The organism is Synechococcus sp. H70.1 (genome assembly GCF_047502705.1).
Lineage (GTDB): Bacteria > Cyanobacteriota > Cyanobacteriia > Thermostichales > Thermostichaceae > Thermostichus.
In genome coordinates this window covers 1-25,994 of record NZ_JANSIV010000090.1, presented here as the reverse complement: position 1 = coordinate 25,994, position 25,994 = coordinate 1, and the positions used below count along the sequence as shown (strand labels likewise).

Below are 25,994 nucleotides of genomic sequence, written 5' to 3'. Positions count from 1 at the left end.
GTGGCCGTCGCTGCAGAGCGGCAGGCGCTTACCTGGTGCGGGTTTTGGGGGTGCTCTTTGGGCCTGGCTGCTGTCCACTGACTGGTGGCAAAAGCTGTTTGGCAAGCGGCTGATGCAAACCCTAGGAGGGGGGTGGGGGTATATTAGTTAGGGCTGGGCATTGCTTTGCTGCAGGGGGTGGGATTTCCTGCCTTCTGCGCCAGTGCCCCACCCAGAGGCAGGTTCTGCTGGCCTGCCTAGGTTTTCTGTTTTACTGCTTTCGAAGGAAAGGAGAGGTTCCTTGTCCAAGTCATTTCTGTTTTCCTCGGAGTCAGTGACGGAGGGGCACCCCGACAAAATCTGTGATCAGATCTCTGATGCCATTGTGGATGCCCTCTTGACGGCAGATCCCTCCAGCCGAGTGGCAGCAGAGGTAGTGGTGAGTACGGGCATGGTGATCCTCACCGGGGAAATCACCTCGCAAGCGCATGTCAATTTCACGCGCTTGGTGCGGGACAAACTGGCCGAAATTGGCTATACCGACGCCAGGAATGGCTTTTCCGCTGACAGCTGCGCGGTGCTGGTAGCTTTTGATGAGCAATCTCCCGATATTGCCCAAGGGGTGAACAGGGCCTTGGAAAGTCGCACCGCCTGCGAGGATGAATTCGACCTGCTTGGCGCCGGCGATCAAGGCTTGATGTTTGGTTTTGCCTGTGACGAGACCCCTGAGCTAATGCCACTGCCCATCAGCTTGGCCCACCGCCTCAGCCGCCAGTTGGCTATAGTTCGCAAGAACGGCACCCTGCCCTATCTGCGCCCTGACGGCAAGACGCAGGTAACGGTGGCCTATGAGGGGGGACGTCCAGTGGGCATCCACACCTTGCTCATCTCCACCCAGCACACGCCAACCATCGGCTCCATTACAGAAGAGGCGGCAGTGCAAGAGCGCATCCGTGCCGACCTCTGGGAGGCAGTAGTGAAGCCTGTGTTTGCTGAGCTGCCCATCAAACCCAATAGCAATACCCGCTTCCTCACCAACCCCACTGGCAAGTTTGTCATCGGCGGCCCGCAGGGGGATGCCGGCCTGACTGGGCGCAAGATTATCGTCGATACCTATGGGGGCTATGCCCGCCATGGCGGTGGCGCTTTCTCTGGCAAGGATCCCACCAAAGTGGATCGCAGCGCTGCCTATGCCGCCCGCTATGTGGCCAAGAATATCGTGGCTGCCGGCCTAGCCCAAAAATGCGAGGTGCAGGTCAGCTACGCCATTGGGGTGGCTCGGCCCATCAACCTGTTGGTGGAAACCTTTGGCACAGGGCGCATTCCTGACGAGGATCTGCTGCGGCTGGTCCAGCGCCACTTTGACCTGCGGCCAGCGGCCATTCTAGCTCACTTTCAACTGCAGGAGCTGCCCCGCCAGCGGGGGGGACGCTTCTATCAAAATGTGGCAGTTTACGGTCACTTCGGCCAAACCCATCTGGATCTGCCTTGGGAGCGCACCGACAAAGCTGCCCTACTGCGGGAGGAGGCTCTCTCCAGCTCAAGGTTTGTCCTGTCCTGAGCAAGAGGAGCAGGGTTCTTCTAGGGAGGCTGGGGTAGGAGTGGGAGAGTCGACAGGCTAGAGCTCAAAAGTCAGCAAGATCTCTGGCTCACAGGCAGGGGAGGAAAGTTGCAGCCGCTGGAGCAGGTAGCGGAGTTTGGGAGGAAGGTCCTGCAGCTCCGCCAACAACAGGTCAAGGGAAATAGCCGCTTCCTCTGCAAAGCGGGATCCCTTGCCAGCTGGAGTTGGAAGAGGTGAGGGAGGTGGCGCAAGGCAGCTGGTGGCCGTTGCCAGTAAGGAGCGGATCAGCTCCTCTTGTTCTCGCCACAGAGAGCGGCTCATTTCCGGAGGAAAGGTGAGGTAGGGAGCGCCGCGGCGCTGCCAGAGGCGGAGGATTTGTTCTACAGAGGTGGCCTTGTAGCGGCCCCGGTAGAGGGCTTCCAGCAAAGCGGCTGGGATCCAAGGGCCTGGGAACTGCTTGCTCCAGCGCTCCACCCACCTTTGGCTAGTTTGCCCCTCCAGCTCAAATCCATAGCGCTCCAAAAAGGTGGCGGAATCCATCGGCCCCTCCTAGCGCTAGGCAACTCCACCCAAAGCTAGCTCAGACCTAGCTAGGCAAAGGCTCCTCCCCAGCTGCCGCGGACCAGCCAACTGGCCCCAATCCTGCTGCTAGGCACAAGCTATAGCCTTCGCCGCCTTCAACACCAGCAAGTCTAAGGTGCCGGTGTTCTCTTCGCCGCGCCCATTAAACGTGGAGCGCACCAGCCACAGCCCCTGGCGCGCACGGCAGCAGAGGTTGAGCAGAGTGCGAGCTAGGATTTGCTGACGCGCCTCTCGATCCTGAGCCGTATCGAAAACTCCCCCCTCCCATTCCGGTGTCAGCACACGGCTGTTGTAGAGCCCGCGCCAGAGAGAGCGGGACCAGCGGGGGTTGGTGATGTCAAACCAAAACTGGTAATCAGCCTCCAAGCCGCGTTGGATGTAGGCCGCTGGCGTGGCCACCACCAGGTAGCGGGAGTAGTCGGGCTCAAAGCGACTGTTGCTGGGGCTTTGTCCCGAGCGAATCATGGCTAAAAAGGCAGGATCCTCTTCTGTAGGAAAGGCGCGGCGAAATCGCTGGGCTGCATCCGTCAGCAGCTGCAGTAGCTCTTGATCCTGAGGGGAAGCAGTGGTTAGGTGCTCGGCAAAAAAGCGCTGGAAGAAAGCGGCCAAGGAAGGCCCAGGCCGGTAGCTGCGCAGCCAGTCCAACAGCCTCTGGTAGCGCTCCAGGTTGGCAAAGCCCACCCGCTCTGGCTGGCGCACGGCAGTTCTAGGCCGCAGGGAACGTCCCACCGGATCTAGGGTATCTTCGGCCAACAGCGCTGCTCGAATGGGATCTAGGTCCAACACACTGCTAAGCAACAGCCGCCAGGCTGGCAAGGTGGGAAAGGCTCCCCACTGGGGATGGGCCACCTCTGCGGCCGTCAGGAGCGCCCGCACCAGGGGGTAGCGGATGAGAGCTGGGAAGGGGGCAATTGGCAAGATGGGGGCCTCCGGCAACTGCTCCTGGAGGCTTAGGCTGACCCCGGCATCCATGCAAGGCAGGAGGACAGCAAGGCGAAAGGCAGGAATTCCTGCATCCAGCAGTTGCCGGATTTGGGCAACCATGGCCTCTAGGGCTGCAAAGGGGGTTTCTCCCTCCAGCACCTCCACCCTCGGCAGCTTCCCTAGCGCTGGTTCTGGGAGGGGGGAGGAGAACTGGGGAGCCACAGCTCGCGCTATCTGCAGCCCCAAGCGGACCAGGCCGGCTGAACCGCAATAGCTCCCTTCTGTAAACCGAACCTGGGTGTTTTCCAGGAGGAAGCAGGCCACTGTTTCCGGGATCGCCGTCAAGGAGATCCCGCCGCCGAGAGTGTAGCTGAAGAATTGGCTCTGCAGGTGGGCTTGCCCCTGGCGATAGAACTCCAGTGCCACGCCGCAGCTGTCTTCTGCCTGATCCACGATTAGGTGATCCCACTCCTGCCAAAACTCCGCCAAGGGCAGGATGTGCTCCTGAAAGAGGCGGAGTTGCAGGCCAAAATCCAGGGATCCCAACTGCAGCCCTGCCTGCCATAGTTGCTCCACGCAGCAGCTTAGTGCTCCCAGGGCTTCTGCCCGTGCCGGATCCCTGTCTTCGGGCCAGGCCGCTGCTAGCCGGGATCCCACCGCTTCTGCTGTTAGGCCGGAAGCGCCGGCAATGTAGGCGGCGCTGCTAATTTGATCCCAAATCTGGAACTCGTCCAGCCCAAGATTGGCGAAGACCTCCCCATGCCGTGGGCACAAAGCACAGACTCGCCCACAGAGAAACTGGGTGAGATCCTTCGCTAGAGGCACGGGCTCAAACGAGCGCGGCAACTGGGGGACACGCGCACACACCTGCGGCCAGTACTCCGCCAAAGCCCGCCCCACCCGCTGCAAAAACGTCTCAATCCGCCACGGGCCCACCAAACCTGAGCTGAGGGCCTGGAGGCGCCGCAACACCTCTGCTCCCTGCCGCCGGCTGCGCACCAGAAACAAGATCCGCGCCGGATTGGCTCCGGCCTGCAGCAAATGCCAGTAGCGATCTACACAAGCCTGGGTCAGCCCGCTGCGCGCCCACCCCATCACACTCTGAAACTCTCTGTCTCCCCGAGCGGCTTTCCCAGTTGCTGAACCCATTTGTTAGCAAAACCTAGACAAACAACCCGTCACCTCACTATGATGTACTACTGTTGTCAATTGAATCCGCCCGCAGCAACAACGGTTCTCGGCAACTTAGCGTGCTGCTAAGCCAGATACTGCCTCTTTGCAGGTAAGTCTGAGCAGCCCCCAAAAGCAGTTTGGCGTCAAAGGGAATTAGGCAAAAAGCGCAGCGCCATTGGCGCTGGGAGACCTTAGGGGATACGACAACTCCCTCTCCATTGCTTTTTCGCCTGGGCAGGTTTCTGCCAGGGCGCCTACTGCCTGGACTTGGGTTAGGGAGCCAGTTGCAAGCTGTTAAAGCAACAGAGCAAGCCGCGCAGGCTTGAGAGGAGGTTTCTGTGGCGCTTGGCATCCTGGGAAGAAAAGTTGGCATGACCCAGATCTTCTCGCCGGAAGGGTTGGCCATTCCGGTGACCGTCGTGCAGGCTGGGCCTTGCACGGTAACCCAGATTAAAACCCAAGCCACGGATGGCTACAATGCCGTGCAGTTGGGCTACTGGCCCACCACTGAGAAGCACCTTACGCGAGCTCAGCGCGGCCACTTGAAAAAGGCAGGGGTGACGGAGCTGCTGCGTTACCTGCGCGAGTTCCGGGTTGACCAGCCAGAAGCCTACCAATTGGGGCAGAAGATTACCGTCGAGATCTTCTCTCCCGGCCAGTTGCTGGACGTGGCGGGTACCTCTATTGGACGGGGGTTTGCCGGCTACCAAAAGCGGCACCACTTTGGTCGGGGTCCCATGTCCCACGGCTCCAAGAACCACCGCCGACCTGGTTCCATTGGCGCCGGCACAAGGCCTGGCCGCGTGTTCCCAGGACTGCGCATGGCTGGTCGGATGGGCGGTTGCCGCGTCACGATTCGCAGGCTGGAGTTGGTGAAGGTGGATCCGGAGCGGAATCTGTTGGTGATCAAAGGCTCGGTCCCCGGCGTGGAGGGAGGGCTCCTGGAGATTACCCCTGCCAAACAGGTGGGCAGTAAACGCTAGAGGAGGGATCCCTGGCAAACCGGCATCGGCAAAGACGAGGGAACCATGGCAAGTTGTGTGGTGAAAAATTGGCAAGGGGAAACAGTGGGCAGCGCGGAGCTAAGCCTCAAGGTGGCCCGCCCCGAGACGGCTGTCCACGTTCTCTATCTGGCTCTGCGCCGTCAGATGACCAACGCTCGCCAGGGCAATGCCCACACCAAGACGCGGGCTGAAGTGCGCGGTGGCGGTCGCAAGCCCTGGAGGCAAAAGGGCACTGGGCGGGCTCGCGCTGGTTCTATTCGCTCTCCTCTTTGGCGTAAGGGGGGGGTGGTCTTCGGCCCCCGCAAGCGGGAGTACAACCTGGCCATGAACCGCAAAGAGCGGCGGCTAGCGCTACGTACTGCTCTGCAAAGCCGAGCGGAGGACCTGATTGTAGTGGAAGATTTCCAGGACCAGCTCAACCCGCCCAAGACCCGCGTGATGGCCCAAGCCCTGCTGCGCTGGGGAGTGAGAGAGGATCAGTCGGCTCTGCTGATTGTTGCCGAGCGCTCGGAAGTGGTGGAGCGAGCTGTGCGCAACATCGCCCGTGTCAAGCTGATTGGCCTGGATCAGCTCAATGTCTTTGATCTGCTCAATGTCGATTGGGTGCTGATGACAACCTCTGCCCTCGAGAAGCTCAAGGCCCGCTGGGGAGCTCCAGCCCAAGCTGAACTCAGCGAGGAACAAGCTCAGGTTCTGGATCGAGAAAACGGGCAGGTCGAGCCAGGAGCAGCTTCTAGCAACGAGCAAGCTCCCCAGGCTGTGCACCCAACTCCCCCAGCCGCAGAGCCCCTTGCCCCAGCCGTAGAGGAAGCCGAAGCAGTGGCAGCAGAGGAGGAGGACAATGACGGAGAGCAAGCGAATTCTGGCTGATGTTCTGTTACGCCCTGTCATCACCGAAAAGACAACGGCTTTGATGGAGCAGCGCAAATACGTCTTTGAAGTCATGCCCAACGCCACCAAACCGCTCATCCGGGCTGCCGTTGAGGAAATGTTTGGAGTACGGGTGACTTCTGTCAACACCCTGAAGCTGCCCCGTAAGCAGCGGCGGGTAGGTCGTTTTGTCGGCTACCGCAGCCGTCCCAAGCGAGCGGTGGTAACCTTGGCCGAAGGCGATTCCATTGTCCTCTTCCCTGAAACCTAAGACTACTGGTCAAGCCATGGGTATTCGCACGTTCCGACCCTACACCCCCAGCGCCCGCCACATGACAGTCTCCAACTTTGAGGAGCTGTCGCGGGACGAAAATGGCAAGCGACCCCGACCGGAGAAGTCGCTGCTGCAGTTTATCCACCGCAAGAAGGGCCGCAACAACCGTGGCGTCATCACCTGCCGCCACCGGGGAGGTGGCCACAAGCGGCTCTACCGCATCATTGACTTCCGCCGCGACAAGCGGGGGATCCCGGCCACGGTCAAGACCATTGAGTACGACCCCAACCGCAGCGCCCGCATCTGCTTGGTGGAGTACGCCGATGGCGAGAAGCGCTACATCCTTGCCCCTCGCAACATTCAGGTGGGAGCCACGATCATGGCCGGGCCTGACGCTCCCTTTGAGGTGGGCAACGCCATGCCGCTGGAGCGGATCCCCCTAGGGACGATAGTTCACAACGTCGAGCTCTACCCCGGTCGCGGCGGACAAATTGTTCGCGCTGCCGGAGCCGGCGCCCAAGTGGTGGCCAAAGAGGGCAAGTACGTCTCCCTAAAGCTGCCCTCGGGTGAGGTTCGCATGATCCGAGGGGAGTGCTACGCCACCATTGGCCAAGTGGGCAATGTGGACCACAACAACATTAGCCTTGGCAAAGCGGGGCGCAGCCGCTGGCTGGGTCGACGCCCCCACGTGCGGGGCTCGGCAATGAACCCTGTCGATCACCCCCACGGCGGTGGGGAAGGCAAAGCTCCCATTGGTCGCAGCACCCCTGTTACCCCCTGGGGTAAGCCCACCTTGGGGTACAAAACCCGCAAACGCAACAAACCCAGCAACAAGTTTATCGTGCGCGGTCGCCGTCGGGGTGGCCAGCGGGACAAGGGCGGGATGGCCCCGCAATAGGTTTGGCCTCTGCCGCTTACTCTAGCCTAAACCCAGTTGCCAGAGGGGTGAATTTCTATGGGACGTTCTCTGAAAAAAGGTCCGTTTGTAGATGCCAAGCTGCTTCGCAAAATCGAGAAGCTCAACGAGCGCAATCAAAAGCAAATGATCAAGACCTGGTCGCGGGCCAGCACCATCCTACCTGTGATGATTGGTCACACTATTGCTGTCTACAACGGCAAGCAGCACGTGCCCATCTACATCACTGACCAGATGGTGGGTCACAAGCTGGGGGAGTTTGTCCCTACCCGAACCTTCCGCGGCCACGCTGGCAGCGACAAGAAAGCTGCCCGCTCTTGAGTCCAGCAACAAAATAGCAGCAAGAAAGGAGAGCGCCATGGCCGATCCCTCCCCTGAAGTTAAAGCGGTAGCCCGTTACATTCGCATGTCTCCCTACAAGGTGCGGCGCGTTCTCAACCAGATTCGAGGACGCACCTATGCCGATGCCTTGATTCTGCTGGAGTTCATGCCCTACGCCGCCTGCGAGCCGGTGCGCAAGGTGCTGCGCTCAGCGGTGGCCAATGCCGAACACAACAACGGCTTGGATCCCCGCAATCTTGTCATCAGCAAAGCCTACGCTGACCAAGGACCGACCCTGAAGCGGTTTCGCCCCCGCGCCCAAGGTCGGGCCTACCCGATTCGCAAGCGCACCTGCCACATCACCATTGCTGTCCGGCCTCTGGAAGCGGAGGCGGGGACGGCTCCCTAAATCCTCAGACCTCTACCCTTTGCTGGCGTCACCATGGGACAGAAGATCCACCCTTTTGGCTTCCGCCTCGGCATCATCAAGGAACACCGCAGCCGCTGGTTTGCCGACCCGGCCCACTACCCAGCGCTGCTGCAGGAGGACGACTACATCCGCACCTACCTAACCAAGAAGTTGAGCAATGCTGGTCTAGCTGACATTCTCATCGAGCGCAAAGCCGATCAAATCGACCTAGAAATCCGAGCTGCGCGACCTGGAGTAGTGGTCGGTCGGGGTGGATCCGGCCTTGAAGAGCTGCGCCAGGGCTTGCAGAAAGAGCTAAGCCTGCGCGGCAGCCCTGGCAGAACCATCCGCATTAACGTAGTCGAGGTTACCCGTCCTGATGCTGAGGCGACGCTGTTGGCGGAAAACATTGCCCAGCAGTTGGAGCGGCGGATTGCCTTTCGCCGCATTGTCCGCCAGGTCATCCAACGAGCTCAGCGGGCCGGCGTGCAAGGGATCAAAGTCCAAGTTGCCGGTCGGCTGAATGGCGCCGAAATTGCCCGCAGCGAATGGACGCGGGAAGGCCGGATCCCTCTGCATACCTTGCGGGCAGACATTGACTATGCTGAGCGCGTTGCTCAGACCACCTATGGCGTCATTGGGGTCAAGGTCTGGGTCTTCAAAGGGGAAATTCTTCCTGGCCAGGAACGTCTCGAAGCAAAAGTTCCCTTGCCGCAGGCCAAGCGTCGGCAGCAGCGGCGACGGCCTACCTTTGAAGACCGCTCAGCAGCCGAGGCCTAAGGGCCAAGAGCGGAACCCCTACTGCAGTTGACTTAAGGAGCGGCCATGTTAAGCCCCAAACGAACCAAATACCGTAAACAACAGCGTGGGCGCATGAAGGGCAAGGCAACCCGTGGCAACCGCATTAGCTTTGGGGAATATGGCCTGGTGGCCCTAGAACCTGCCTGGATTACGGCACGACAGATCGAGGCCAGCCGTCGGGCCATGAGTCGCTACGTTCGGCGGGGAGGCCAGATCTGGATCCGCATCTTTCCCGACAAGCCCGTTACCCGCAAGCCTGCCGAAACCCGCATGGGATCCGGCAAAGGCAACCCCGAATATTGGGTTTGCGTTGTCAAGCCGGGCCGCATCCTCTTTGAAATGGGGGGAGTTCCCGAAGCAACGGCCCGCGAGGCCATGCGCCTGGCCGCTCACAAGCTGCCCATCAAAGTTAAGTTTGTTACCAAAGCCGACTTTGAGAAGCCAGAACTTGCTCAGGAAGCAGCCGGAGAAGCTCCGGAAGTGTCAGCTAGCGCCGTCTAGAGGAGGAGAGTTAGCCATGCCTATGCCTAAAATTGCCGATGCCCGCGCTCTCTCCGACGAAGAATTGGCCCAGGAGATCTATGCCGTCAAAAAAGAGCTGTTCGAGCTGCGTTTGCAGCAAGCCACAGGGCAGCTCAACCAACCTCACCTCATTCGCTTGCGCAAGCACAAGCTGGCCCAACTGCTGACTGTGGAGGCAGAGCGCAAACGCGGCAAATCCTTGTCCTCAAGTCAGGCTAAGAAGGAGGAGTGATGCCTGCTCGTGAAAAGATTGGCATTGTTGTCAGCAACAAAATGCAAAAGACAGTGGTTGTTGCCGTGGAAAACCGGGTTGCCCACCCAAAATACGGCAAGATTGTCGTCAAAACTAAAAAGTTTAAAGCCCACGACGAGGAAAACCGCTGTCAGGAGGGGGATCTGGTGCGCATTGTTGAAACCCGCCCCCTCAGTCGTACCAAGCGCTGGCGGGTGGTTGAGATCCTAGAGGAAGGGAAGAAGCCATGATTCAGCAGCAAACCATGCTAACGGTAGCCGACAACACCGGTGCCCGCAAACTCATGTGTATCCGCGTCCTAGGCAGCAGCGGCCGCCGCTACGCCAGCCTGGGGGATGTCATTGTTGGCGTTGTCAAAGACGCCCTGCCTAATATGCCGGTTAAAAAATCCGATGTGGTCAGGGCCGTTGTCGTCCGCACTGTGGATACTGTACGCCGCCCCGATGGCACCTGTATCCGCTTTGACGACAATGCTGCTGTGATCATCAACAACGACGGCAACCCCCGTGGAACCCGCGTCTTTGGTCCTGTAGCCCGCGAGCTGCGGGAGAAAAACTTTACCAAGATCATCTCGCTTGCTCCGGAGGTTCTGTAATGGTTCGCCCTCTTAAGCCCAGCCAAATCCGACGACTCATCCGGCAGCCTGGCGTTCGCAAGCACCGCAACAGTCTGCGCTACAAGATGCGCATCAAAAAAGGAGATCTCGTTCAGGTAATCTCAGGTGACGACAAAGGCAAAGTTGGCGAGGTGCTGCGGGTCTTCCCCGAACGCAACATGGTTTTGGTGGAAGGGGTTAACATCGTTACCTACCACCGCAAGCCGCAGCGGGAAGGGGAAAAGGGCCGGATTGAGACCAAGGAAGCCCCCATCCATGCTTGCAAGGTAATGCTCTATTCCAAGAAGCACGAGGTTGCCAGCCGGGTCGGCTACCAAATCACCGCCGATGGCCGCAAAGTCCGCGTGCTCAAGAAAACTGGCGAGATCCTTGACTAGAGGGTTGGGAGAGCTCTGACCCAGCCCAGAGCAAGAAGGAGAACCTGCCATGCCTCAGCGTCTGCAAGTCCTCTACCATACCGTCATTGTCCCCAAGCTGCAAAAAGAGCTGGGCTACACCAACATCCACCAAGTGCCTCGCTTGGAGAAAATTGTCATCAATCGTGGCTTGGGAGAGGCCTCCCAAAATGCCAAAGCCTTGGAATCTTCCATTGCTGAGATTAGCGCCATTACTGGCCAGCGCCCTGTGATTACTCGCGCCAAGAAGGCCATTGCTAGTTTCAAGATCCGCAAGGGCATGCCCGTTGGCTTGATGGTAACCCTGCGGCGGGAGCGGATGTATGCCTTTTTGGATCGCCTCATTAATCTGGCTCTGCCGCGCATCCGCGACTTCCGCGGCGTCAACCCCAAATCCTTCGACGGGCGCGGCAACTACACCCTTGGAATTCGCGAGCAACTGATCTTCCCTGAGGTCAACTACGACTCTGTTGACAAGATCAGAGGCATGGACATCTGTATTGTGACCACCGCTAAGACCGATGAAGAGGGCCGTGCCCTGCTCAGAGAGTTCGGCATGCCCTTTGCTTCTTAGACTTACCCCCACAAAAAATTCTCCCCACCAATCTTTCCAGGAGCACTAACCCACCCATGGCCCACACCAACGACACAATTGCCGACATGCTCACCCGCATTCGCAATGCCACTATGGCTCGGCACGAATCGGTGGCGGTTCCGGCCACGCGTATGACCCGTAGCATTGCCCGGGTTCTCCACGAGGAAGGTTTTGTCAGTAGCTGGAGGGAGGAGGGAGAAGGGATCCAAGCGCGGATTGTGCTGCAGTTGAAGTACAAAGGCAAAGGCAAAGACCGCCGACCCATCATCAATGGTCTCAAGCGGGTAAGCCGGCCTGGCCTGCGGGTTTACTGCGGCCACAAAGAACTGCCGCGGGTGCTGGGAGGAATTGGGATCGCCATTATCTCCACCTCCAGTGGCATTATGACTGACCGGGATGCTCGCAAGCGGGGCATCGGCGGTGAAGTGCTCTGCTACGTCTATTAAGGTTTTCCTTGTCAGGAGTGGCTCCATGTCTCGTATCGGCAGACGCCCCATCCCTCTTCCCACCAAGGTGGAGGTTCAAATTGAGGGTCAACAGATCTCGGTCAAAGGCCCAAAGGGGCAGCTACTGCGCACTCTGCCCCCCCTGATTGCTGTGCGTCAAGAGGACCAAAGACTCCTGGTCAGCCGGGTCAACGAGTCCCGGCCGGCCCGCCAACTGCACGGTCTCTGCCGCACCTTGATTGCCAACATGGTTGAGGGGGTATCCAAAGGATTTGAGCGCAGGCTGGAATTGGTTGGGGTGGGCTACCGCGCTTCCACGCAGGGCAACAAGTTGATCCTAAACGTTGGCTACAGCCACCCAGTGGAGATCCCTTTCCCCCCCGGGATCCAAATCTCTGTGGAAGGCAACAACGTCATCGTTGTCTCGGGCATTGACAAAGAGCTGGTGGGCAATACAGCAGCACGCATTCGGGCTGTGCGGCCGCCCGAGCCCTACAAAGGTAAGGGGATCCGCTACCTCGGGGAACAGGTTCGCCTCAGAGCAGGTAAGTCCGGCAAAGGGAAGAAATAGCCATGAAAGCCAACCGCAAACTCACCACCCAACGTCGCCATCGCCGCATTCGCCGCAAGGTTTCCGGCACTCCCGAGCGGCCTCGTTTGGCTGTGTTTCGCTCCCATCGCCACATCTATGCTCAGGTAATCGACGATGTAGCCCAACGTACTCTGGTTTCTGCCTCCACGCTGGACAAGGAGCTGCGGGGAGCCTTCCAAAACATCAGCACGGCCACGCGGGAGGCTGCCGCCATTGTGGGGCGTGCGGTTGCTCAGCGAGCTCTACAGGCGGGCATTTCTCGAGTAGTTTTCGACCGCGGCGGCAAGCTCTACCACGGACGGGTCCAGGCCCTGGCGGAAGCTGCCCGGGAAGCAGGCTTACAGTTCTAGTTCCTAAGGAAATGGCTTATGGCTGAGCAAAAAGAACGTCGCAGAAGCAAAAAAAGCCGCGAAGAACAAACCGCCGAGTGGCAGGAGCGGGTTATTCAGATCCGACGTGTCTCCAAAGTAGTCAAAGGCGGCAAAAAGCTAAGCTTCCGCGCTGTGGTGGTGGTAGGCAACGAGCGGGGGCAAGTAGGAGTTGGTGTGGGCAAAGCCAACGATGTGCTGGGAGCAGTGCGCAAGGGAGTCGTTGATGGCAAAAAGCACTTGATTGAGGTGCCCCTGACCAAAGGCCTGTCTGTACCCCATCCCATGCGGGGATCGGGCGGTGCCGCCACAGTTTTGGTGATGCCAGCCGCTCCCGGCACAGGAGTCATTGCTGGGGGGGCCGTGCGCACCGTTTTGGAACTGGCAGGCGTGCGCAATGCCTTGGCCAAGCAGCTGGGCTCTAGAAACCCCCTCAACAACGCCCGTGCTACCATTGACGCCCTGCGGCGGATGCGCACCTTTGAGCAGGTAGCTGAAGATAGAGGGATCGACATGCGCCGCCTGTTGAGTAGGTAAGGAGGTTAGGATGCGACTGGAAGATATTCGCCCCCAACCAGGATCGAAGCGGCGGCGGCGGCGGCTAGGCCGTGGCATTGCTGCTGGCCAGGGAGGTTCTTGCGGTAGAGGAATGCGAGGACAAAAGGCCCGCACAGGAGGAGGTACCCGGCCAGGTTTTGAGGGAGGTCAGACGCCCCTCTATCGGCGGCTACCTAAGCTCAAGCATTTCCCCCGCTACGTGCGACCCCCGCAGTACACCCTAGTTAACCTGCGCGCCCTGGCAGCCCTGCCTGCCGGCAGTGAGGTGACTCTAGAAAGCCTACTGGAGCGGGGGATCGTGACCACCAACGATGGCCCCCTGAAGATCTTGGGGGACGGAGAAGTGGGCGTGCCCCTAACCATCCGAGCTGCTGCCATTACTGCCTCGGCCAAAGCCAAAGTTGAAGCTGCCGGAGGCCAGGTGGAGATTGTGGCATCTCGGCCTGCCCGCTCCTAGGTTGACCGCAGTTTTTTGGCAGCCCTGGGTTTTGCCGACTTCCCCATCAACGGCGTAGAGTGGTAAGTAGCTCACCTGGCCCTTTGCTTCTGCGAGGTTTTCCTTATCTATGGCTTACACACGAGGCTCTACTCCCTCCGCTCAAGAGACCTTCATGCAGATGGCGATGGCCTCTGGCCTGCGCAGCCGTCTGTTGCTGACCCTAGGCCTCTTGTTGTTGGTGCGGCTGGGCATCTACATTCCCATCCCCAGCATTGACCGCGCTCGCTTTGCTGCCGAAGCTGCCAGCAGCCCAGTGTTTGGCTTTCTGGATGTCTTCTCAGGCGGTGGCATCTCCGCCCTGGGGATCTTTGCCCTTGGCATCCTGCCCTTCATCAACGCCTCAATTATCATGCAGCTGCTGGTTTCAGCCATTCCGGCTCTGGAGAACCTGCAGAAAAACGAGGGAGAGCAGGGGCGGCGGCAGATCTCTCAGTACACCCGTTACGTTACGCTCCTCTGGGCCATCCTCCAGGGTATTGGCATCTCCTTCTGGGTGCGGGAGTTTGCCAATACCAGCAATGAGCTGGCCTTTATGGCCTCTACCACCCTGGCCCTAGCAGCAGGCTCTATGTTTGTCATGTGGCTGGGGGAAATGATCACGGAGAAGGGAGTGGGCAGTGGGCCGTCACTGCTGATTTTTGTCAACATTGTTGCTACGTTGCCGCGCGCCCTTGGCCAAACCATCAGCCTGGCTCGTGCCGACAGCAGCACCATTGGGGGTATCCTGCTGTTGACGGCTGTCTTCCTGGCTACCATTGTTGGCATTGTCTTTGTCCAGGAGGGCAGCCGCAAAATTCCTGTCGTCTACGCCAAGCGCCAGGTGGGCAACAAGCTGTTCCGGGAGCAGAAGAGCTACCTGCCCCTGCGGCTTAACCAGGGGGGCGTGATGCCCATCATCTTTGCCTACTCCGTGCTCTCCCTACCTTTGGCTTTGGCCCAGTATACCCAGAACCCAACCTTAATCCAGGTGGCCAACTTTCTCTCCCCCACTTCTTGGTTTTACATCCCCTTCTACTTCCTGCTCATTCTCTTCTTTAGCTACTTTTACGCTTCCTTAATCATCAATCCAGCGGAACTGGCGCAAAACTTGAAGAAACTGGGTGCTAGCATCCCGGGAGTGCGTCCAGGCAAGGCCACGGCTGAGTACATCGAAGGGATCCTCAACCGGCTAACCTTGCTGGGGGCGTTGTTTTTGTGTGCAGTGGCCATTATCCCCACAACAGTAGAGCGGGCAACGGGGATCACCACTTTCCAAGGTTTGGGGGCCACTTCGCTGCTCATTCTGGTAGGGGTAGCAATTGAAACCTCCAAACAAATCCAAACCTACGTCATTTCGCAGCGTTACGAAGGGATGGTCAAGCAGTAGTGCTGAGGTTAATCTTTTTGGGACCACCAGGAGCAGGCAAGGGCACGCAGGCGGAGCGCCTGTCAGCCATCTACCGTACCCCCAAAATTTCCACCGGCGATCTGCTGCGGGCAGAGGTCAAAGCTCAGACCCCGCTGGGACAGCAAGCCAAGGTGTACATGGATGCAGGGGAGCTAGTGCCCGATGAGGTGTTGATTGGGATGGTCAAAGGCCGGTTGCAGCAGTTGCCGGAGCAGGGCTGGATCCTGGACGGCTTTCCCCGCACCTTGGCGCAGGCGGAGGCTCTAGAAGAGCTGTTGCGGGAGCTGGGGCAGGACTACGACCACGTCCTCAACCTAGAGGTACCTGACGAAGTGGTGGTGGCACGGCTATTGGCTCGCGGCAAGGAGCAGGGGCGCAGCGACGATGCGGATGAGGCCGTTATCCTCAAACGCCTGCAGGTGTATCGGCAGCAAACCGCTCCTCTCATTGATTTTTACGAGGCGAAAGGCCGTCTGCGGCGGATTAACGGCAACCAGCCGATGGAAGTGGTTCAGCAGCACCTCCAGACCCTTTTGGAAAGCTGCAGGAGGACAGCATGAGCAAGACGGGGGCTGGAAATCCATCCCGGCCAGGATCTTGGCGACAGGGGCTGCAGCTCATTGAGATCAAATCTCGCCGGGAAGTGGAGAGAATGCGCCAGGCTGGGCGAGTGGTGGCCCAGGTGTTGCAGGAAATTGCCGAGCGTCTGGAGCCAGGCTGGACAACTGCAGACATCGATGCCTATGCTGAGCGGCGGGTAGCAGAATTGAATGCCCTACCCAGCTTCAAGGGCTACTACGGCTTTCCCGCCTGCGTCTGCGTCAGCATCAACCATGAAGTGGTGCACGGGATCCCTAGCCCCCACAAAGTGGTGCAGCCGGGGGACATCGTTAAGGTGGACCTTGGCGCCATGGTTGAAGGCTGGCATGCGGATTCTTGCATCACCATTGGCCTAGAGCCCCTCAGCGAGGCCGCCCGCGATCTCATCGACACAGCGGCACAGGCTCTGCAGGTGGGCATTGCGCATGTTCGCCATGGGGTTTGGCTGCAGGATGTCTCAGGTGCCATTGAAGACTATATTCAGGGGCGGGGCTACTCCGTGGTGAAGCAGTATGTTGGCCATGGCGTGGGTCGCAACTTGCACGAAGAGCCGCAGTTTCCCCACTACCGCACCCCCGAGCTACCCAATCCCAAGCTGCGGGCCGGCATGACGCTGGCCATTGAGCCCATGGTTACTGCCGGGGGAGAAGCCACCCGTGTGCTACCGGATCGCTGGACGGTGGTGACAGTGGATGGTTCCTGGTCAGCCCAGTTTGAGCACACCATTCTGGTTACCGAGTCTGGAGCTGAGATTTTGACCGATCGCACTCCCTTTCAGTCCTAGGGAGTTCCCCCATGAAGGACTGCAACAGCTAGGATAGAAGGAGTAGAGTATTGTTTCGGCTCTTAACCCGCTCTTAACAGCGGAGAGGAGAGCGAGGAAATTGTTGTCGTTGGATAAGGAGGGTTACTTGGCTAAGGAAGACGCTATTGAAGTGGAAGGGGTAGTTACGGAGTCCCTACCCAACGCTATGTTCCGCGTGGATCTGGACAATGGCTTTAACGTTCTTGCCCACATCTCGGGCAAGATCCGCCGCAACTACATCAAGATCCTGCCCGGCGACCGGGTGAAGGTAGAGCTCAGCCCCTATGACCTCAACAAAGGGCGGATTACCTACCGCCTTAAGAAAAACTAGGCCCTCCCCCTGCCCCTGGGGCAGTAAAAGCCGGGTCTAGCGCTCTGCACTGCTAGGCAGTTCTCCCAACGAGGCCGCAGCAGGCAAAAAGGCCGAGGGCCTGCTTTACAATAGGCCAGCTCCGCCTCTTGGGAGGCTGGGCTCTAGTTCCCTACCTGAGGTTAGGTAGCCGCTTCACCCATTAAGTGGGATCGCCAGCGCTCTCCTTGGAGGGATCTAAACTTTCAGGGGGAGGGGGAGGTTCTTCTTCTTTAGGGTACTCCTGCTCCCACGCCGGTTGTTCAGAGACAGGAGAGGGGGGAGGTGGCACGGGTTCGGGCGGGAGTTCAGACTCGGTGTCCTCCTCCCCATATTCGTCTTCGTATTGTTTCTCTGCCTCAGCGTCAGCAGCAGACCGGGGCAGAGCAGGGGCAGAGGCGGCTGCAGCCAGCCAGGGAGGTTTGCCCAAGCCCAGGGTCTCCAAAATTCCTTTGGACAGTTGGGTTAGGCGGCTCTCAGCGCCATCGGCCACAATGAGGCGCTCGCTGCCCACAGCGATGATCTCCTCGGCAGGGAGTAGATAAGTACTAAGGATAAAGCCGGGCAAAAAGGTCAGACCAAGGTTGGAGAGGATCAAACCCGTGATTTGGCCGGAGACAGAGTTGAATTCGAAATCTTTGACTTTGCCGAGGCGGATCCCTTCTTCAGTTACCACCTCACTGCCAACCACTTGGCTGAGGCCTTCCAAGTCCAGGTTGTCAAACACCTCATCACTAGGGACGAGGATGGCATCTTGGCCCAAGGCAGTTACCTGACGCAGCTCTAGTAAACGCGGCGATCCAGCAAAGGCCTTTTCCAGAACCCCCAGCACGAGGACTTGCCTGGCTTCCAGATCTGCCCAAACTTCGCTAACCACCCCGAGCCGGGCCGCATTGGCTTGGCTAATCACCTGCGTTCCCAGAACCTGTGACCGCCGACAAACCTCTGGTCGCACCAGCGCAACAGATCCTTTCCCAGTCGTCATGGTGGTTTCCCCGTCGTGAGTCGAAGCTTCGCGTCAGTGGGCTGGTCATCCGGCCCCAGGCACCAAAATCAAGTTAATAGTACCATTGCCTGTCCCCTCCCTTGCGGGCGGCTGGGATCGGATCCCGGAGAATTTGCTCACTCCAGGCCAAAAACCGCTCCGTCATGGCCTGCAGGGAATAGTGCTGTTCTACCTGGTGTCGGCAGCGGCTGCGGTCAAGGCTATCCAGGCGTTCTACAGCCCTTACCAAGGCGGCCACGTCGTCTGGCTCCACCACCCAGCCAGTCTCGCCATCGCTAACAATTTCCGCTGGCCCCCCACGGCGGTAAGTAATCACCGGCACGCCACAAGCTAAGGCTTCCACTGCCACCAGGCCAAAGGCTTCCACCCACTTGGGCGTCATGATCAAGGCAGAGCATTGGCCCAAGAGCCGCTGCATTTGGGAAGTGGGCAAAAACCCCCGGTAGTCCAATTGGGCCCGCGGGTACTGTGCTTGAATCTGCTGCCAGTAGGCTGGGTCTTGCAGGTGGCCCAGGATCAGTACCGGCCTTCCCGTCTTCTCGGCCAGGGCAGCGCAGTCTTCCAGGCCCTTTTCTGGGGCAATGCGGCCAACCCAACACAGGGATCCGTTTCCCTCCGCCACAAAGTCGTAGCGGCTGAGGTCGACGCCGCAGGGCAAATAGACAAAGGGATCCCGCCCCGCCGCCATCTGGGCGCGGGCAAAGGCAAAGGTCTGAGCTTGCGCCCGCGAGTGCACTGCCAGCCGACCTGGGTAGCGGTAGGCAATGTGCTCCAGGGCCTGATCGATGGCGTCGCTAAGGGATCCCATGCTGACAATATGGGCCAGGGGGGTGCGGAAAAAATCCGTCAGGTAGAAGGAGAGCCAGTCGTAGCTCCAGTTCACGATGAGCTCGAACTGATCCTGCAATTGGGCAGCCCGCTGCCATAGGTTGGCCACTAGGGAAGGGGTGGAGATACAAACCGGCTGGTCGCGGCGCTGGCTTTGGGCATAGGGCGGGGGGAGGCCTGTAACTGTCTCGATAACTCCCTCTGGCAAGTCGGCACTGTGGGATCCCGCAGGTGCTAGCACGCGCACCTCGGCTCCCCTCTCCAGCAGGCTACGCGCCAAGTTGACAAGGTTGAGCTCTACCCCCCCGCCAGCCCCCGATCCCAGAGGCCCAACGGGGGTGGAGACAAACAAGAAGCGGTGGGGACGAATCATGGGCGGCCTTGCAGGCTCGACCCCTTGCTGGCTAGTTTGGCTAACCCGAGGGGGACAAGGTCAGGTTCTGGCCACGAAGATTTCCCCCTTCTCCACCTTGACCTTATAGGCAGTCAGGTCGGCATCGGCTGGGCCGCGAGTACGGCTGCCATCAGCAGCAAAAGCTGAGCCATGACAGGAGCAGACAAAGTTCTTACCTCGCCACTCCACCTCGCAGCCAGCGTGGGGACAGGTTGCATCCAGAGCCAGTACGGAGTCCGCTTTTTTGGGATCCTTGACCAGCCACAGGGTGGCGGTGTTGTCACCAAAGGCGTTTTCCACCTTGAAGGGACCTTTTTCAAGATCGGCAACTGTTGCAACCTTTACAAATTGCGGCTCGGCAGCCTTGGGGCTGGCAGGGGCGCCCTGGGCAAGGGCCCGGTCAAAACGGCGCCGCGCCAAAGCAGGCAGCAGGCCCATTAGCGCGCCAAAGCCTAGCGCTAGCCAGCGCAGAAAACCGCGACGATTACTGTACATGGCCATTGGCTCCTTGGATAGGGCAAAGTTGCGGCTAGGAAGCGGCTCAAGCCTGGCCTCCCCATGGGGGTGCCAGCACATTGGCCACTTTAATTTTGGTGCACTTTTTGGTGGACTGGAATTGCTTTAGCCAGCGCCAAGCCGCACTTTCGTTGGCAGTTGCCAAGGAGGCCCCCTCTAAAAAAGAGAGCAACGGCCTTGCCCTTGCAGCAGAGGGGCTAACTAGGGGATCTTGCGAAGGTGGCGGCGGCGTTCCTCATATTCTGCACGGGTAAGCAAGCCCTGCCTCAACTGGAGCTCCAACTGCTGCTCGGGATCCTGGACTTCCCGCCCTTTCGCGCTGCTCCAGTCCAGCTCGATGAGATCCCGGTTGAAGCGAAAATCAAAGTCCTCATTGGTCATGGTAAGCAGCCACAGCCCTTCTAGCAGGCAGAGGGCGCGCAACCCATAGCTGAGGATCTGCAGGGGAATAGAGGGGACAAACACCATCAGCCCCACCAGCAAGTACACCCAACCCCAGCGCTTGTGGCCCATGTAGAAGCGCTGCAGTCCCGGGATCAGCACCCCCAGCACTGCCAGCCAGCCGGCTGCCTCGCGGACCAAGCGCTGACGTTTTTGAAGAGGGGTATCGGAGCCCTCGCTCTCGGCCATACCCTGCCCCACCTATACGTGCCACCAGGCTAGCGCAGTTTCCAAGGGCTTGACAGAGGGGGAGGGAACACCAGCGCCTGCCGCGTATACTTGATGGGGGCAGATCGGAGGGCAAAGATGGCAGAGCGGGAGCTGGCCGTAGCAATCTTGGCAGCGGGCAAGGGCACCCGTATGCGGTCGCAGTTGCCCAAGGTGCTGCACAAGCTGGGATCCCTGTCTTTAATCGAGCGGCTGCTGCGCACGGTGCTGGCCTTAGAGCCGCAGCGCTGTCTGGTGATTGTGGGTTACGGGCAGGAGCAGGTGCGCCAAACCCTACAGGGGTACCCGGTTGAATTTGTGGAGCAGGCCCAGCGACTGGGCACCGGACACGCGGTGCAGCAGCTTCTGCCTGTCCTTGGCAACTTTCAAGGGGATCTGCTGGTGGTTAATGGCGATGTGCCCCTGCTGCGGGTGGAAACCCTGCAGGCACTGGTGGAACGCCACCGCCAAGTCCAGCCGGATGTGACCTTGCTCTCGGCCCAGGTGGCGGATCCCTATGGCTATGGGCGAGTGTTTTGCGATGCCCAGCAGCGGATCCTGGAGCTGGTGGAAGAGCGGGACTGCACCCCGGCCCAACGGCAAAATCGCCGCGTCAACAGTGGCGTGTACTGTTTCCATTGGCCGGCCCTGGCCCGGGTACTGCCCCGTTTGGAGCGGAACAACGCCCAGCAGGAGTACTATCTCACCGACGCGGTTAAGCTGCTGGAGAAAGCCATTGCCTTGGACGCCGAGGATCCGCGGGAAATTATCGGCATCAACGATCGCCGCCAACTGGCCCAAGCCCATCAGATTTTGCAGGATCGCCTCAAGGAAGCCTGGATGGAGGCAGGGGTAACTTTTGTGGATCCCGATAGCGTCAGCTTGGAAGAGACAGTGGAATTGGCCCCGGATGTGGTGATCGAAGCCCAGACCCACCTGCGGGGGAAGTGCCGCATCGGGCCGCGTACTCGCTTGGGGCCGGGCAGTTGGATTGACTCCAGCACCATCGGCTCCGATTGCCACATCCTCTACTCGGTGGTCAGCCACAGCCAGATCGGCAACCATGTCTGGATAGGGCCCTATGCCCATATCCGCCCCAATAGCTGCATTGGCGACGGCTGCCGCATTGGCAACTTTGTGGAAGTTAAAAACACCCAGATTGGCTCCCACACCAATGCCGCCCACCTGGCCTACTTGGGTGACGCCAAGCTGGGATCCCAAGTCAACATCGGCGCTGGCACGGTCATTGCCAACTACGACGGCCAGCAGAAGCACTTCACAGAAATCGGGGATCGTAGCAAAACAGGGGCCAACTCGGTGCTGGTGGCCCCTCTCAAGGTGGGATCCGATGTCACCATTGCCGCCGGCTCCACCATCCCTGCCCGCTACCCTGTACCCGACGACTGCCTGGTGATTGCCCGTGCCTACCCGGTGGTCAAGCCCGGCTGGCGACCGGGGAGCGCTGCTGCTGGCCGTCCCCAGCCTCTACCCCCAGGATCCCTTAGGATCTACCCCATGCGCCTGCTGCCCGGCCAAGACCTCAAGCAGGAGCTGGAGCGTTTTGCCCGCCAACAACCCCTGCAGGCAGCCTTTGTCCTCAGTGCTGTTGGCAGCCTCAGCCAAGCCACCCTGCGTCTAGCCGACCAAACGGAGGATTACTTGTTGGCCGAGCGCCTGGAGATCCTGGCCTTGAGCGGATCCCTATGCCCGGACGGCGTCCATCTTCATCTTACTGTTGCCGATGCCCAGGGCCGAACTTGGGGAGGGCACCTGCGCCCTGGCTGCCTCATCTACACTACCGCCGAAATTGTCCTTGCCGACAGCCCGGAGTACCGTTTCTCCCGACAGTTGGATCCGGCCACCGGCTACCGAGAGTTGCACGTTGAAAGGGTGGCCCCGCAGCCGTTCCAGGCAGTAGGAGAGGGCTGAGCTGGTATATTGGCTAACGTAGCCTTGGGTTGCAGGCACCCTAACCGGTACTGACCTAGCCATAGGGGGGTATTCAGCATGCCCCGAGTGACCACTGCCGAGGAGCTACTGGCAAACTACGCCGCTGGCGAGCGCAACTTCCCAGAATCGAACCTGGTGGGGGTGGACCTGGTGCGCGCCACGCTGCAGGGGGCCAACCTAAGGGGAGCCAACCTCTCCTTTGGCAAGCTGAGCGGGGTTAACTTGCAGGAGGCGGATCTGCGCGGCGCCGATCTCAGCTCCGCCAACCTGATGGGCGCCAACCTGCGCGGTGCCAACCTTTGGGAAGCCAACCTCATCGGCGCTGACCTCAGCTTTGCCGACTTGCGGGAAGCCAACTTGCACGGGGCCTACCTTTGGGAAGCCAAGCTGACCCGTGCGCAACTCCAGGGGGCGGATCTAAGTGGGGCAAAAATAGGTGGAGCGGTGCTGATTGGCGCTGACCTCAGCGGCGCCATCCTGCCCGATGGCACAGTACAGCCCTGGGCTGCTCCGTCAGCAAACAAGGCAGAATAGAACTGTTGCAAGTAGCTCCTCTCATGTTCCTGCTATTTAACTTGCTCCTGACTTTGCTGCTGGCTTTGGGAGTGGCAGTCCTGGCTGGCCAAAACTTGACCTCCTGGACAGTGCAGTTTTTGCTGTGGCGCTCGGTGGAGCTACCCCTGGGATTGCTCATTGCCGCTGCGATTGGTCTGGGCCTGCTGAGCGTGGGACTAAAGTCTTTGCTATGGCCTGAGCGGAACTTTTTCCTGATTGCCCGCCAATTGCAGGAGCGGCTGCAGCAACTGGAGGGCCAGGAGCTGCCGCCTGCTTAGGGCGCAATCTTCTGGGGCGGGAATGGCCTACCCTCTTACAAGCGCGTAAGCTGAGAAAGGCTCCCTTCGCTTTTGTTGTCAGCAGTGCCTAGCCGAGGTGACAACTATGTCTTCTTCCCCATCCTCCCCCCAAGACCCGCGCGCTCTGCGCAAAGCCCTGCGCAGCTCTAGTACATACTTTGCTAAAGGATTTGAAGAGTACAAGGATCAGGCCCAACAGGAGCTGCAAACGACTTACAAAAGCCGCCTCGTGGAGCAGATCCGCAGCCAGTCTTACCGCTATCAGCGGGGGGATATCACCATCCATCTGGCCAAAGCGTTTGGTTTTTGCTGGGGGGTGGAGCGGGCGGTGGAGTATGCCTACGAAGCGCGGCGCCGCTTTCCAGATCGTCAAATCTGGATCACCAACGAGATCATCCACAACCCCCTGGTTAACCGGCACTTGCAGGAGATGGGGATCCGCTTTGTGGAGAAAGGCCCGGACGGCAAGAAAGACTTTTCCCAAATCCGACCGGAAGACGTGGTCATTTGGCCTGCCTTCGGGGCAAGTGTCTCGGAAATGGAGTTTTTCCGCTCCCAGGGCAATGAGATTGTCGATACCACCTGTCCCTGGGTGTCTCGCGTGTGGAACCAGGTGGACAAACACCGCGCTGCCCAGTTCACCTCCATCATCCACGGCAAGTACGACCACGAAGAGACCGTGGCCACTAGCTCCTTTGCCGGAAAGTATCTGGTGGTGCTGAATCTAGAGGAAGCTGAATGGGTTGCCCGCTACATTTTGGAAGGGGGGGATCGAGAAGAATTTCGGCGACGCTTTGGCAAGGCTACCTCCCCTGACTTTGATCCGGATCGGGACCTGGAGCGGATTGGTATCGCCAACCAGACCACGATGCTGGAAGGGGAAACTCGGGCCATCGCCAAGCTGTTTGAGACCACCATGCTGCGCAAATATGGCCCCCAGGAGCTGGACAAGCACTTCATGAGCTTCAACACCATCTGCAACGCCACCCAAGAACGGCAGGATGCCATGTTTGAGCTCCTGGAGCGGCCTTTGGATGTGGTGGTGGTCATTGGTGGGTTCAATTCCTCCAATACTACCCACCTGCAGGAAATCGCCCTCTCGAAAGGGCTGCCCTCTTATCATATTGATGGCCCCGACTGCATCCAACCTCCCAACCGCATCCGCCACAAGCCCCTCCACCAAGACCCGATTGTTACCGAGGGGTGGTTGCCCGAGGGGCCAGTGCAGATTGGGATTACCTCCGGTGCCTCTACCCCAGACCGGGTGGTAGAGGAGGTGATTCTGCGCATCTTTGCCCTGCGCGAACAGCAGCAGATCCCTGCCCAGTTGCCAGGATGAGGCTGGGATCCGCTTCCTCTCCCCCTAGGGACACTTGGGCGTGCTCACCACTCTTTTTCAGGTCTATCTCCCCCTGCTGGGCTGGACGCTGCTGGGGTTCCTCCTGCAGAGGGGGCTGCCCCCTACTTGGAGCCGCTGGCTGGCCCCCCAAGTTCTAGGCCGCTTCATGTTTTGGGTGGGGGTGCCCCTGGGCACAATTGGGTTTATGCGGGGGGCAGATCTCTCGGGCCAGATCTGGGTGGCGCCTTTGGTCTGCTGGCTGGCCACAGGGCTGGGGTTTGCCCTAGCCGCCGCCTGGCTGCAGTGGCAACACCACACCTGGCAGGGGAAGAAGGATTGGGATCCCTGGCTTTGGAGCAGAGCCCGGCGCGGCAGCTTCTATCTGACAGCCACCCTGGGAAATACGGGTTATCTGGGCTACCCCATCTGCTTGGCGGTGGGCGGGAGTGCCTACTTTGGCTGGGCTTTGTTTTACGACCTCTTGGGCACCCTCTTTACCGCCTATGGGCTGGGAGTGTGGGTGGGCAGCCGCTACAGCGCTTCCTTCCTCCCTCCCTGGGAGGCTCTGCTCCGTGTCCTGAGTAGCCCCACCCTCTGGGCTTTCTTTGTTGGCCTGGCCACCGCTCGCTACCCTCTGCCAGAATGGCTGGCCCAAGGGCTAACTGCCTTTGCCTGGAGCACGATTCCCTTGAGCCTGATCCTCTTAGGCATACGGCTAGCTCAAGTGCCCCACTGGGGATCTTTTCGCCCTGCCGCCGTGGCCCTCTTCATCAAAATTGTTCTTCTGCCCCTTTTGGTGGGCCTAGGGCTAGCCTTGACTCCCTATCCTCCTTTGGCCAAGCTGGTGCTGGTCTTGCAGACTGGCATGCCCCCTGCCATTGCCACCTTGGTGCTGGCGGAAGAATACGACTTGGATCGAGAGCTGACAGCAACAGCCTTGGCCATAGGCTACGTGGCGGCTTTGCTGACCCTACCCTTCTGGTTGCTGCTGTGGGGATCCTAGTAGGCCAAGTGAGATAGGGCCTGCTCCAGGTAATGGTGCACGAGGCGATCCAGCTCAGCTTCCCCCTGGGGCAGCTCCTGCCCCTGCAGCCATACCTGGAAGCCTGAACTTTCCACAATCGCTTGCCGCAATGACTTCCAAACTGCCTGCACAGGCTGGGCTGGAGTGGAGCTGAGAGCAGAACTGGTCATGATCCCCGCCGAAAGAGGTTAGCTCTAACCTTAGGATAGCCCGGGTTCAGCTTGGCTTTGGCTAGCTGGAATACAGTCTCTAAACCAGCAATTGGCTGCGCTGCTGGATGCGCAGAGTTGGCCCCAAGGCATTGAGGAGGGCAACGCCGTAGCTGCGGGCAACAATGCGGCTATCCAAAATGGCCACCCAGCGTTGAGGCAAGCCGGTGGCCTCGACTGCTTCGGATCCCTGCCGCAAGGGGGCGACAGCCCGCTGCAATTGGCTGGCTGCCACCGGCAAAAGGTATTGGCGAAACCAGTCCTGCCGGCTGCGCTGCAGATACTGCACTCTTGCGGCCACCCTAGGATCTTCCATCGAGGGAAACGGCAAGGTGGCAATGGCCAGCAGCTCTGGACAGGGTAGGCTCTGTCCCTTATACACCTCTGACGCAGCCCACGACTCCAGTCGTGTACAGGGCGCTGGTCG

34 protein-coding genes and 3 pseudogenes are annotated in these 25,994 nt (G+C 59.6%); 29 read left to right on the top strand and 8 right to left on the bottom strand.

Going from position 1 to position 25,994, the window contains the following annotated elements; genetic code table 11:
• Positions 1–280: 280 nt before the first annotated feature.
• The gene (gene metK / locus NW827_RS06800) at positions 281–1,540 is read left to right on the top strand and encodes a methionine adenosyltransferase (protein ID WP_414403266.1); all 1,260 of its coding nucleotides are present in this window, start codon (positions 281–283) and stop codon (positions 1,538–1,540) included.
• 57 nt (positions 1,541–1,597) lie between these two features.
• Here the strand turns inward: metK and NW827_RS06795 are convergent, their stop codons facing one another.
• Positions 1,598–2,080, bottom strand: a complete 483-nt coding sequence (locus NW827_RS06795; protein WP_414403265.1) for a hypothetical protein — start codon at positions 2,078–2,080, stop codon at positions 1,598–1,600.
• 108 nt (positions 2,081–2,188) lie between these two features.
• Positions 2,189–4,141 (bottom strand): hypothetical protein, encoded by a 1,953-nt coding sequence (locus tag NW827_RS06790; RefSeq protein ID WP_414503474.1) that lies wholly within the window; start codon positions 4,139–4,141, stop codon positions 2,189–2,191.
• Positions 4,142–4,557: 416 nt separating this feature from the next.
• Here NW827_RS06790 and rplC point away from each other — a divergent pair, with 416 nt between their 5' ends.
• The 22 genes and pseudogenes from rplC to infA all read left to right on the top strand — a co-directional run bounded on the left by rplC (position 4,558) and on the right by infA (position 16,781).
• Entirely contained in the window at positions 4,558–5,202 is a 645-nt protein-coding gene (rplC, locus tag NW827_RS06785) for a 50S ribosomal protein L3 (protein ID WP_414403263.1), read from the top strand.
• 45 nt (positions 5,203–5,247) lie between these two features.
• Positions 5,248–5,874: pseudogene (gene rplD, locus NW827_RS06780) on the top strand (50S ribosomal protein L4); the annotation flags it as partial.
• A 190-nt stretch (positions 5,875–6,064) separates the two neighbouring features.
• Entirely contained in the window at positions 6,065–6,364 is a 300-nt protein-coding gene (locus tag NW827_RS06775) for a 50S ribosomal protein L23 (RefSeq protein ID WP_414359244.1), read from the top strand.
• Positions 6,365–6,380: 16 nt separating this feature from the next.
• A complete protein-coding gene (gene rplB, locus NW827_RS06770) occupies positions 6,381–7,265 on the top strand; it encodes a 50S ribosomal protein L2 (protein ID WP_414359246.1) in 885 nt (294 codons plus the stop codon).
• Between the two features lie 57 nt (positions 7,266–7,322).
• Entirely contained in the window at positions 7,323–7,604 is a 282-nt protein-coding gene (gene rpsS, locus NW827_RS06765; RefSeq protein ID WP_414359248.1) for a 30S ribosomal protein S19, read from the top strand.
• A 37-nt stretch (positions 7,605–7,641) separates the two neighbouring features.
• Positions 7,642–8,013 (top strand): 50S ribosomal protein L22, encoded by a 372-nt coding sequence (rplV, locus tag NW827_RS06760; RefSeq protein WP_414359250.1) that lies wholly within the window; start codon positions 7,642–7,644, stop codon positions 8,011–8,013.
• Between the two features lie 33 nt (positions 8,014–8,046).
• A complete protein-coding gene (gene rpsC / locus NW827_RS06755) occupies positions 8,047–8,793 on the top strand; it encodes a 30S ribosomal protein S3 (RefSeq protein WP_414403262.1) in 747 nt (248 codons plus the stop codon).
• A 45-nt stretch (positions 8,794–8,838) separates the two neighbouring features.
• Complete coding sequence (gene rplP, locus NW827_RS06750; protein ID WP_414359253.1) at positions 8,839–9,315, top strand: 50S ribosomal protein L16; 477 nt, start codon at positions 8,839–8,841, stop codon at positions 9,313–9,315.
• A 16-nt stretch (positions 9,316–9,331) separates the two neighbouring features.
• Positions 9,332–9,568, top strand: coding sequence for a 50S ribosomal protein L29 (gene rpmC, locus NW827_RS06745; RefSeq protein WP_414359254.1), 237 nt, complete (start codon positions 9,332–9,334; stop codon positions 9,566–9,568).
• Positions 9,568–9,819, top strand: a complete 252-nt coding sequence (gene rpsQ / locus NW827_RS06740; protein ID WP_414359256.1) for a 30S ribosomal protein S17 — start codon at positions 9,568–9,570, stop codon at positions 9,817–9,819. The genes rpmC and rpsQ overlap by 1 nt, the downstream gene beginning before the upstream one ends.
• Complete coding sequence (gene rplN, locus NW827_RS06735; protein ID WP_414403260.1) at positions 9,816–10,184, top strand: 50S ribosomal protein L14; 369 nt, start codon at positions 9,816–9,818, stop codon at positions 10,182–10,184. Before rpsQ ends, rplN begins: the two co-directional genes overlap by 4 nt.
• Positions 10,184–10,582 carry a 50S ribosomal protein L24 gene (rplX, locus tag NW827_RS06730; RefSeq protein ID WP_414359260.1) on the top strand — a complete coding sequence of 133 codons (399 nt, stop codon included), beginning with the start codon at positions 10,184–10,186 and terminating at the stop codon, positions 10,580–10,582. Before rplN ends, rplX begins: the two co-directional genes overlap by 1 nt.
• 49 nt (positions 10,583–10,631) lie before the next feature.
• A complete protein-coding gene (gene rplE, locus NW827_RS06725) occupies positions 10,632–11,174 on the top strand; it encodes a 50S ribosomal protein L5 (RefSeq protein ID WP_414359261.1) in 543 nt (180 codons plus the stop codon).
• A gap of 56 nt (positions 11,175–11,230) precedes the next feature.
• Positions 11,231–11,641 carry a 30S ribosomal protein S8 gene (rpsH, locus tag NW827_RS06720; protein WP_414359263.1) on the top strand — a complete coding sequence of 137 codons (411 nt, stop codon included), beginning with the start codon at positions 11,231–11,233 and terminating at the stop codon, positions 11,639–11,641.
• Between the two features lie 25 nt (positions 11,642–11,666).
• Entirely contained in the window at positions 11,667–12,212 is a 546-nt protein-coding gene (rplF, locus tag NW827_RS06715) for a 50S ribosomal protein L6 (RefSeq protein WP_414359265.1), read from the top strand.
• A 2-nt stretch (positions 12,213–12,214) separates the two neighbouring features.
• On the top strand, positions 12,215–12,583 hold the full coding sequence (gene rplR, locus NW827_RS06710) for a 50S ribosomal protein L18 (protein WP_414403259.1): 369 nt from the start codon (positions 12,215–12,217) through the stop codon (positions 12,581–12,583).
• 18 nt (positions 12,584–12,601) lie between these two features.
• Positions 12,602–13,138 (top strand): 30S ribosomal protein S5, encoded by a 537-nt coding sequence (gene rpsE, locus NW827_RS06705; RefSeq protein ID WP_414359268.1) that lies wholly within the window; start codon positions 12,602–12,604, stop codon positions 13,136–13,138.
• Positions 13,139–13,148: 10 nt separating this feature from the next.
• Complete coding sequence (gene rplO / locus NW827_RS06700; RefSeq protein WP_414403257.1) at positions 13,149–13,616, top strand: 50S ribosomal protein L15; 468 nt, start codon at positions 13,149–13,151, stop codon at positions 13,614–13,616.
• A gap of 109 nt (positions 13,617–13,725) precedes the next feature.
• Positions 13,726–15,024: a preprotein translocase subunit SecY gene (gene secY / locus NW827_RS06695; protein WP_414359270.1), complete on the top strand. Its 1,299-nt coding sequence runs from the start codon at positions 13,726–13,728 to the stop codon at positions 15,022–15,024.
• A complete protein-coding gene (locus NW827_RS06690) occupies positions 15,024–15,605 on the top strand; it encodes an adenylate kinase (protein WP_414403256.1) in 582 nt (193 codons plus the stop codon). Before secY ends, NW827_RS06690 begins: the two co-directional genes overlap by 1 nt.
• Complete coding sequence (gene map, locus NW827_RS06685; RefSeq protein ID WP_414403255.1) at positions 15,602–16,429, top strand: type I methionyl aminopeptidase; 828 nt, start codon at positions 15,602–15,604, stop codon at positions 16,427–16,429. The genes NW827_RS06690 and map overlap by 4 nt, the downstream gene beginning before the upstream one ends.
• Positions 16,430–16,556: 127 nt before the next feature.
• Positions 16,557–16,781 carry a translation initiation factor IF-1 gene (gene infA, locus NW827_RS06680; RefSeq protein ID WP_414359274.1) on the top strand — a complete coding sequence of 75 codons (225 nt, stop codon included), beginning with the start codon at positions 16,557–16,559 and terminating at the stop codon, positions 16,779–16,781.
• A 181-nt stretch (positions 16,782–16,962) separates the two neighbouring features.
• Here infA and NW827_RS06675 read toward each other — a convergent pair whose 3' ends face one another.
• The 4 genes from NW827_RS06675 to NW827_RS06660 form a co-directional block, all read right to left on the bottom strand.
• Positions 16,963–17,784 carry a PRC-barrel domain-containing protein gene (locus tag NW827_RS06675; RefSeq protein WP_414503473.1) on the bottom strand — a complete coding sequence of 274 codons (822 nt, stop codon included), beginning with the start codon at positions 17,782–17,784 and terminating at the stop codon, positions 16,963–16,965.
• A 73-nt stretch (positions 17,785–17,857) separates the two neighbouring features.
• Positions 17,858–19,006, bottom strand: a complete 1,149-nt coding sequence (locus NW827_RS06670) for a glycosyltransferase family 4 protein (RefSeq protein ID WP_414359276.1) — start codon at positions 19,004–19,006, stop codon at positions 17,858–17,860.
• A gap of 60 nt (positions 19,007–19,066) precedes the next feature.
• Positions 19,067–19,528, bottom strand: coding sequence for a ubiquinol-cytochrome c reductase iron-sulfur subunit (locus NW827_RS06665; RefSeq protein ID WP_414403253.1), 462 nt, complete (start codon positions 19,526–19,528; stop codon positions 19,067–19,069).
• Between the two features lie 216 nt (positions 19,529–19,744).
• Entirely contained in the window at positions 19,745–20,173 is a 429-nt protein-coding gene (locus tag NW827_RS06660) for an SHOCT domain-containing protein (protein WP_414503472.1), read from the bottom strand.
• Positions 20,174–20,290: 117 nt separating this feature from the next.
• On the opposite strand from NW827_RS06660, the pseudogene glmU reads away from it, so the two are divergent.
• The 6 genes and pseudogenes from glmU to NW827_RS06630 form a co-directional block, all read left to right on the top strand.
• Positions 20,291–21,640 (top strand): annotated as a pseudogene (glmU, locus tag NW827_RS06655) (bifunctional UDP-N-acetylglucosamine diphosphorylase/glucosamine-1-phosphate N-acetyltransferase GlmU); the annotation flags it as partial.
• 66 nt (positions 21,641–21,706) lie between these two features.
• The gene (locus NW827_RS06650) at positions 21,707–22,120 is read left to right on the top strand and encodes a PPC domain-containing DNA-binding protein (RefSeq protein ID WP_414360021.1); all 414 of its coding nucleotides are present in this window, start codon (positions 21,707–21,709) and stop codon (positions 22,118–22,120) included.
• A gap of 78 nt (positions 22,121–22,198) precedes the next feature.
• Positions 22,199–22,675, top strand: coding sequence for a pentapeptide repeat-containing protein (locus NW827_RS06645; RefSeq protein ID WP_414359281.1), 477 nt, complete (start codon positions 22,199–22,201; stop codon positions 22,673–22,675).
• 5 nt (positions 22,676–22,680) lie between these two features.
• Positions 22,681–22,974: a LapA family protein gene (locus NW827_RS06640; RefSeq protein ID WP_414403251.1), complete on the top strand. Its 294-nt coding sequence runs from the start codon at positions 22,681–22,683 to the stop codon at positions 22,972–22,974.
• A 106-nt stretch (positions 22,975–23,080) separates the two neighbouring features.
• A complete protein-coding gene (locus NW827_RS06635; protein WP_414359284.1) occupies positions 23,081–24,334 on the top strand; it encodes a 4-hydroxy-3-methylbut-2-enyl diphosphate reductase in 1,254 nt (417 codons plus the stop codon).
• 40 nt (positions 24,335–24,374) lie between these two features.
• Complete coding sequence (locus NW827_RS06630; RefSeq protein ID WP_414359285.1) at positions 24,375–25,337, top strand: AEC family transporter; 963 nt, start codon at positions 24,375–24,377, stop codon at positions 25,335–25,337.
• Here NW827_RS06630 and NW827_RS06625 read toward each other — a convergent pair.
• Both NW827_RS06625 and NW827_RS06620 read right to left on the bottom strand, forming a co-directional pair.
• A complete protein-coding gene (locus NW827_RS06625; protein WP_414359286.1) occupies positions 25,334–25,528 on the bottom strand; it encodes a hypothetical protein in 195 nt (64 codons plus the stop codon). The two genes, NW827_RS06630 and NW827_RS06625, sit on opposite strands and share 4 nt — an antisense overlap.
• Before the next feature lie 79 nt (positions 25,529–25,607).
• Positions 25,608–25,994, bottom strand: a pseudogene (locus tag NW827_RS06620) (hypothetical protein); the annotation flags it as partial.

What these genes read in the sequence shown, in the direction of transcription:
- NW827_RS06795 (WP_414403265.1), bottom strand. Translation starts at nt 2,080, where the DNA reads ATGGATTCCGCCACCTTTTTGGAGCGCTATGGATTTGAGCTGGAGGGG.
- NW827_RS06790 (WP_414503474.1), bottom strand. Translation starts at nt 4,141, where the DNA reads ATGGGGTGGGCGCGCAGCGGGCTGACCCAGGCTTGTGTAGATCGCTAC.
- NW827_RS06775 (WP_414359244.1), top strand. Translation starts at nt 6,065, where the DNA reads ATGACGGAGAGCAAGCGAATTCTGGCTGATGTTCTGTTACGCCCTGTC.
- rplB (WP_414359246.1), top strand. Translation starts at nt 6,381, where the DNA reads ATGGGTATTCGCACGTTCCGACCCTACACCCCCAGCGCCCGCCACATG.
- rpsS (WP_414359248.1), top strand. Translation starts at nt 7,323, where the DNA reads ATGGGACGTTCTCTGAAAAAAGGTCCGTTTGTAGATGCCAAGCTGCTT.
- rplV (WP_414359250.1), top strand. Translation starts at nt 7,642, where the DNA reads ATGGCCGATCCCTCCCCTGAAGTTAAAGCGGTAGCCCGTTACATTCGC.
- rpsC (WP_414403262.1), top strand. Translation starts at nt 8,047, where the DNA reads ATGGGACAGAAGATCCACCCTTTTGGCTTCCGCCTCGGCATCATCAAG.
- rplP (WP_414359253.1), top strand. Translation starts at nt 8,839, where the DNA reads ATGTTAAGCCCCAAACGAACCAAATACCGTAAACAACAGCGTGGGCGC.
- rpmC (WP_414359254.1), top strand. Translation starts at nt 9,332, where the DNA reads ATGCCTATGCCTAAAATTGCCGATGCCCGCGCTCTCTCCGACGAAGAA.
- rpsQ (WP_414359256.1), top strand. Translation starts at nt 9,568, where the DNA reads ATGCCTGCTCGTGAAAAGATTGGCATTGTTGTCAGCAACAAAATGCAA.
- rplN (WP_414403260.1), top strand. Translation starts at nt 9,816, where the DNA reads ATGATTCAGCAGCAAACCATGCTAACGGTAGCCGACAACACCGGTGCC.
- rplX (WP_414359260.1), top strand. Translation starts at nt 10,184, where the DNA reads ATGGTTCGCCCTCTTAAGCCCAGCCAAATCCGACGACTCATCCGGCAG.
- rplE (WP_414359261.1), top strand. Translation starts at nt 10,632, where the DNA reads ATGCCTCAGCGTCTGCAAGTCCTCTACCATACCGTCATTGTCCCCAAG.
- rpsH (WP_414359263.1), top strand. Translation starts at nt 11,231, where the DNA reads ATGGCCCACACCAACGACACAATTGCCGACATGCTCACCCGCATTCGC.
- rplF (WP_414359265.1), top strand. Translation starts at nt 11,667, where the DNA reads ATGTCTCGTATCGGCAGACGCCCCATCCCTCTTCCCACCAAGGTGGAG.
- rplR (WP_414403259.1), top strand. Translation starts at nt 12,215, where the DNA reads ATGAAAGCCAACCGCAAACTCACCACCCAACGTCGCCATCGCCGCATT.
- rpsE (WP_414359268.1), top strand. Translation starts at nt 12,602, where the DNA reads ATGGCTGAGCAAAAAGAACGTCGCAGAAGCAAAAAAAGCCGCGAAGAA.
- rplO (WP_414403257.1), top strand. Translation starts at nt 13,149, where the DNA reads ATGCGACTGGAAGATATTCGCCCCCAACCAGGATCGAAGCGGCGGCGG.
- secY (WP_414359270.1), top strand. Translation starts at nt 13,726, where the DNA reads ATGGCTTACACACGAGGCTCTACTCCCTCCGCTCAAGAGACCTTCATG.
- map (WP_414403255.1), top strand. Translation starts at nt 15,602, where the DNA reads ATGAGCAAGACGGGGGCTGGAAATCCATCCCGGCCAGGATCTTGGCGA.
- NW827_RS06675 (WP_414503473.1), bottom strand. Translation starts at nt 17,784, where the DNA reads ATGACGACTGGGAAAGGATCTGTTGCGCTGGTGCGACCAGAGGTTTGT.
- NW827_RS06670 (WP_414359276.1), bottom strand. Translation starts at nt 19,006, where the DNA reads ATGATTCGTCCCCACCGCTTCTTGTTTGTCTCCACCCCCGTTGGGCCT.
- NW827_RS06665 (WP_414403253.1), bottom strand. Translation starts at nt 19,528, where the DNA reads ATGGCCATGTACAGTAATCGTCGCGGTTTTCTGCGCTGGCTAGCGCTA.
- NW827_RS06660 (WP_414503472.1), bottom strand. Translation starts at nt 20,173, where the DNA reads ATGGCCGAGAGCGAGGGCTCCGATACCCCTCTTCAAAAACGTCAGCGC.
- NW827_RS06650 (WP_414360021.1), top strand. Translation starts at nt 21,707, where the DNA reads ATGCGCCTGCTGCCCGGCCAAGACCTCAAGCAGGAGCTGGAGCGTTTT.
- NW827_RS06645 (WP_414359281.1), top strand. Translation starts at nt 22,199, where the DNA reads ATGCCCCGAGTGACCACTGCCGAGGAGCTACTGGCAAACTACGCCGCT.
- NW827_RS06635 (WP_414359284.1), top strand. Translation starts at nt 23,081, where the DNA reads ATGTCTTCTTCCCCATCCTCCCCCCAAGACCCGCGCGCTCTGCGCAAA.
- NW827_RS06625 (WP_414359286.1), bottom strand. Translation starts at nt 25,528, where the DNA reads ATGACCAGTTCTGCTCTCAGCTCCACTCCAGCCCAGCCTGTGCAGGCA.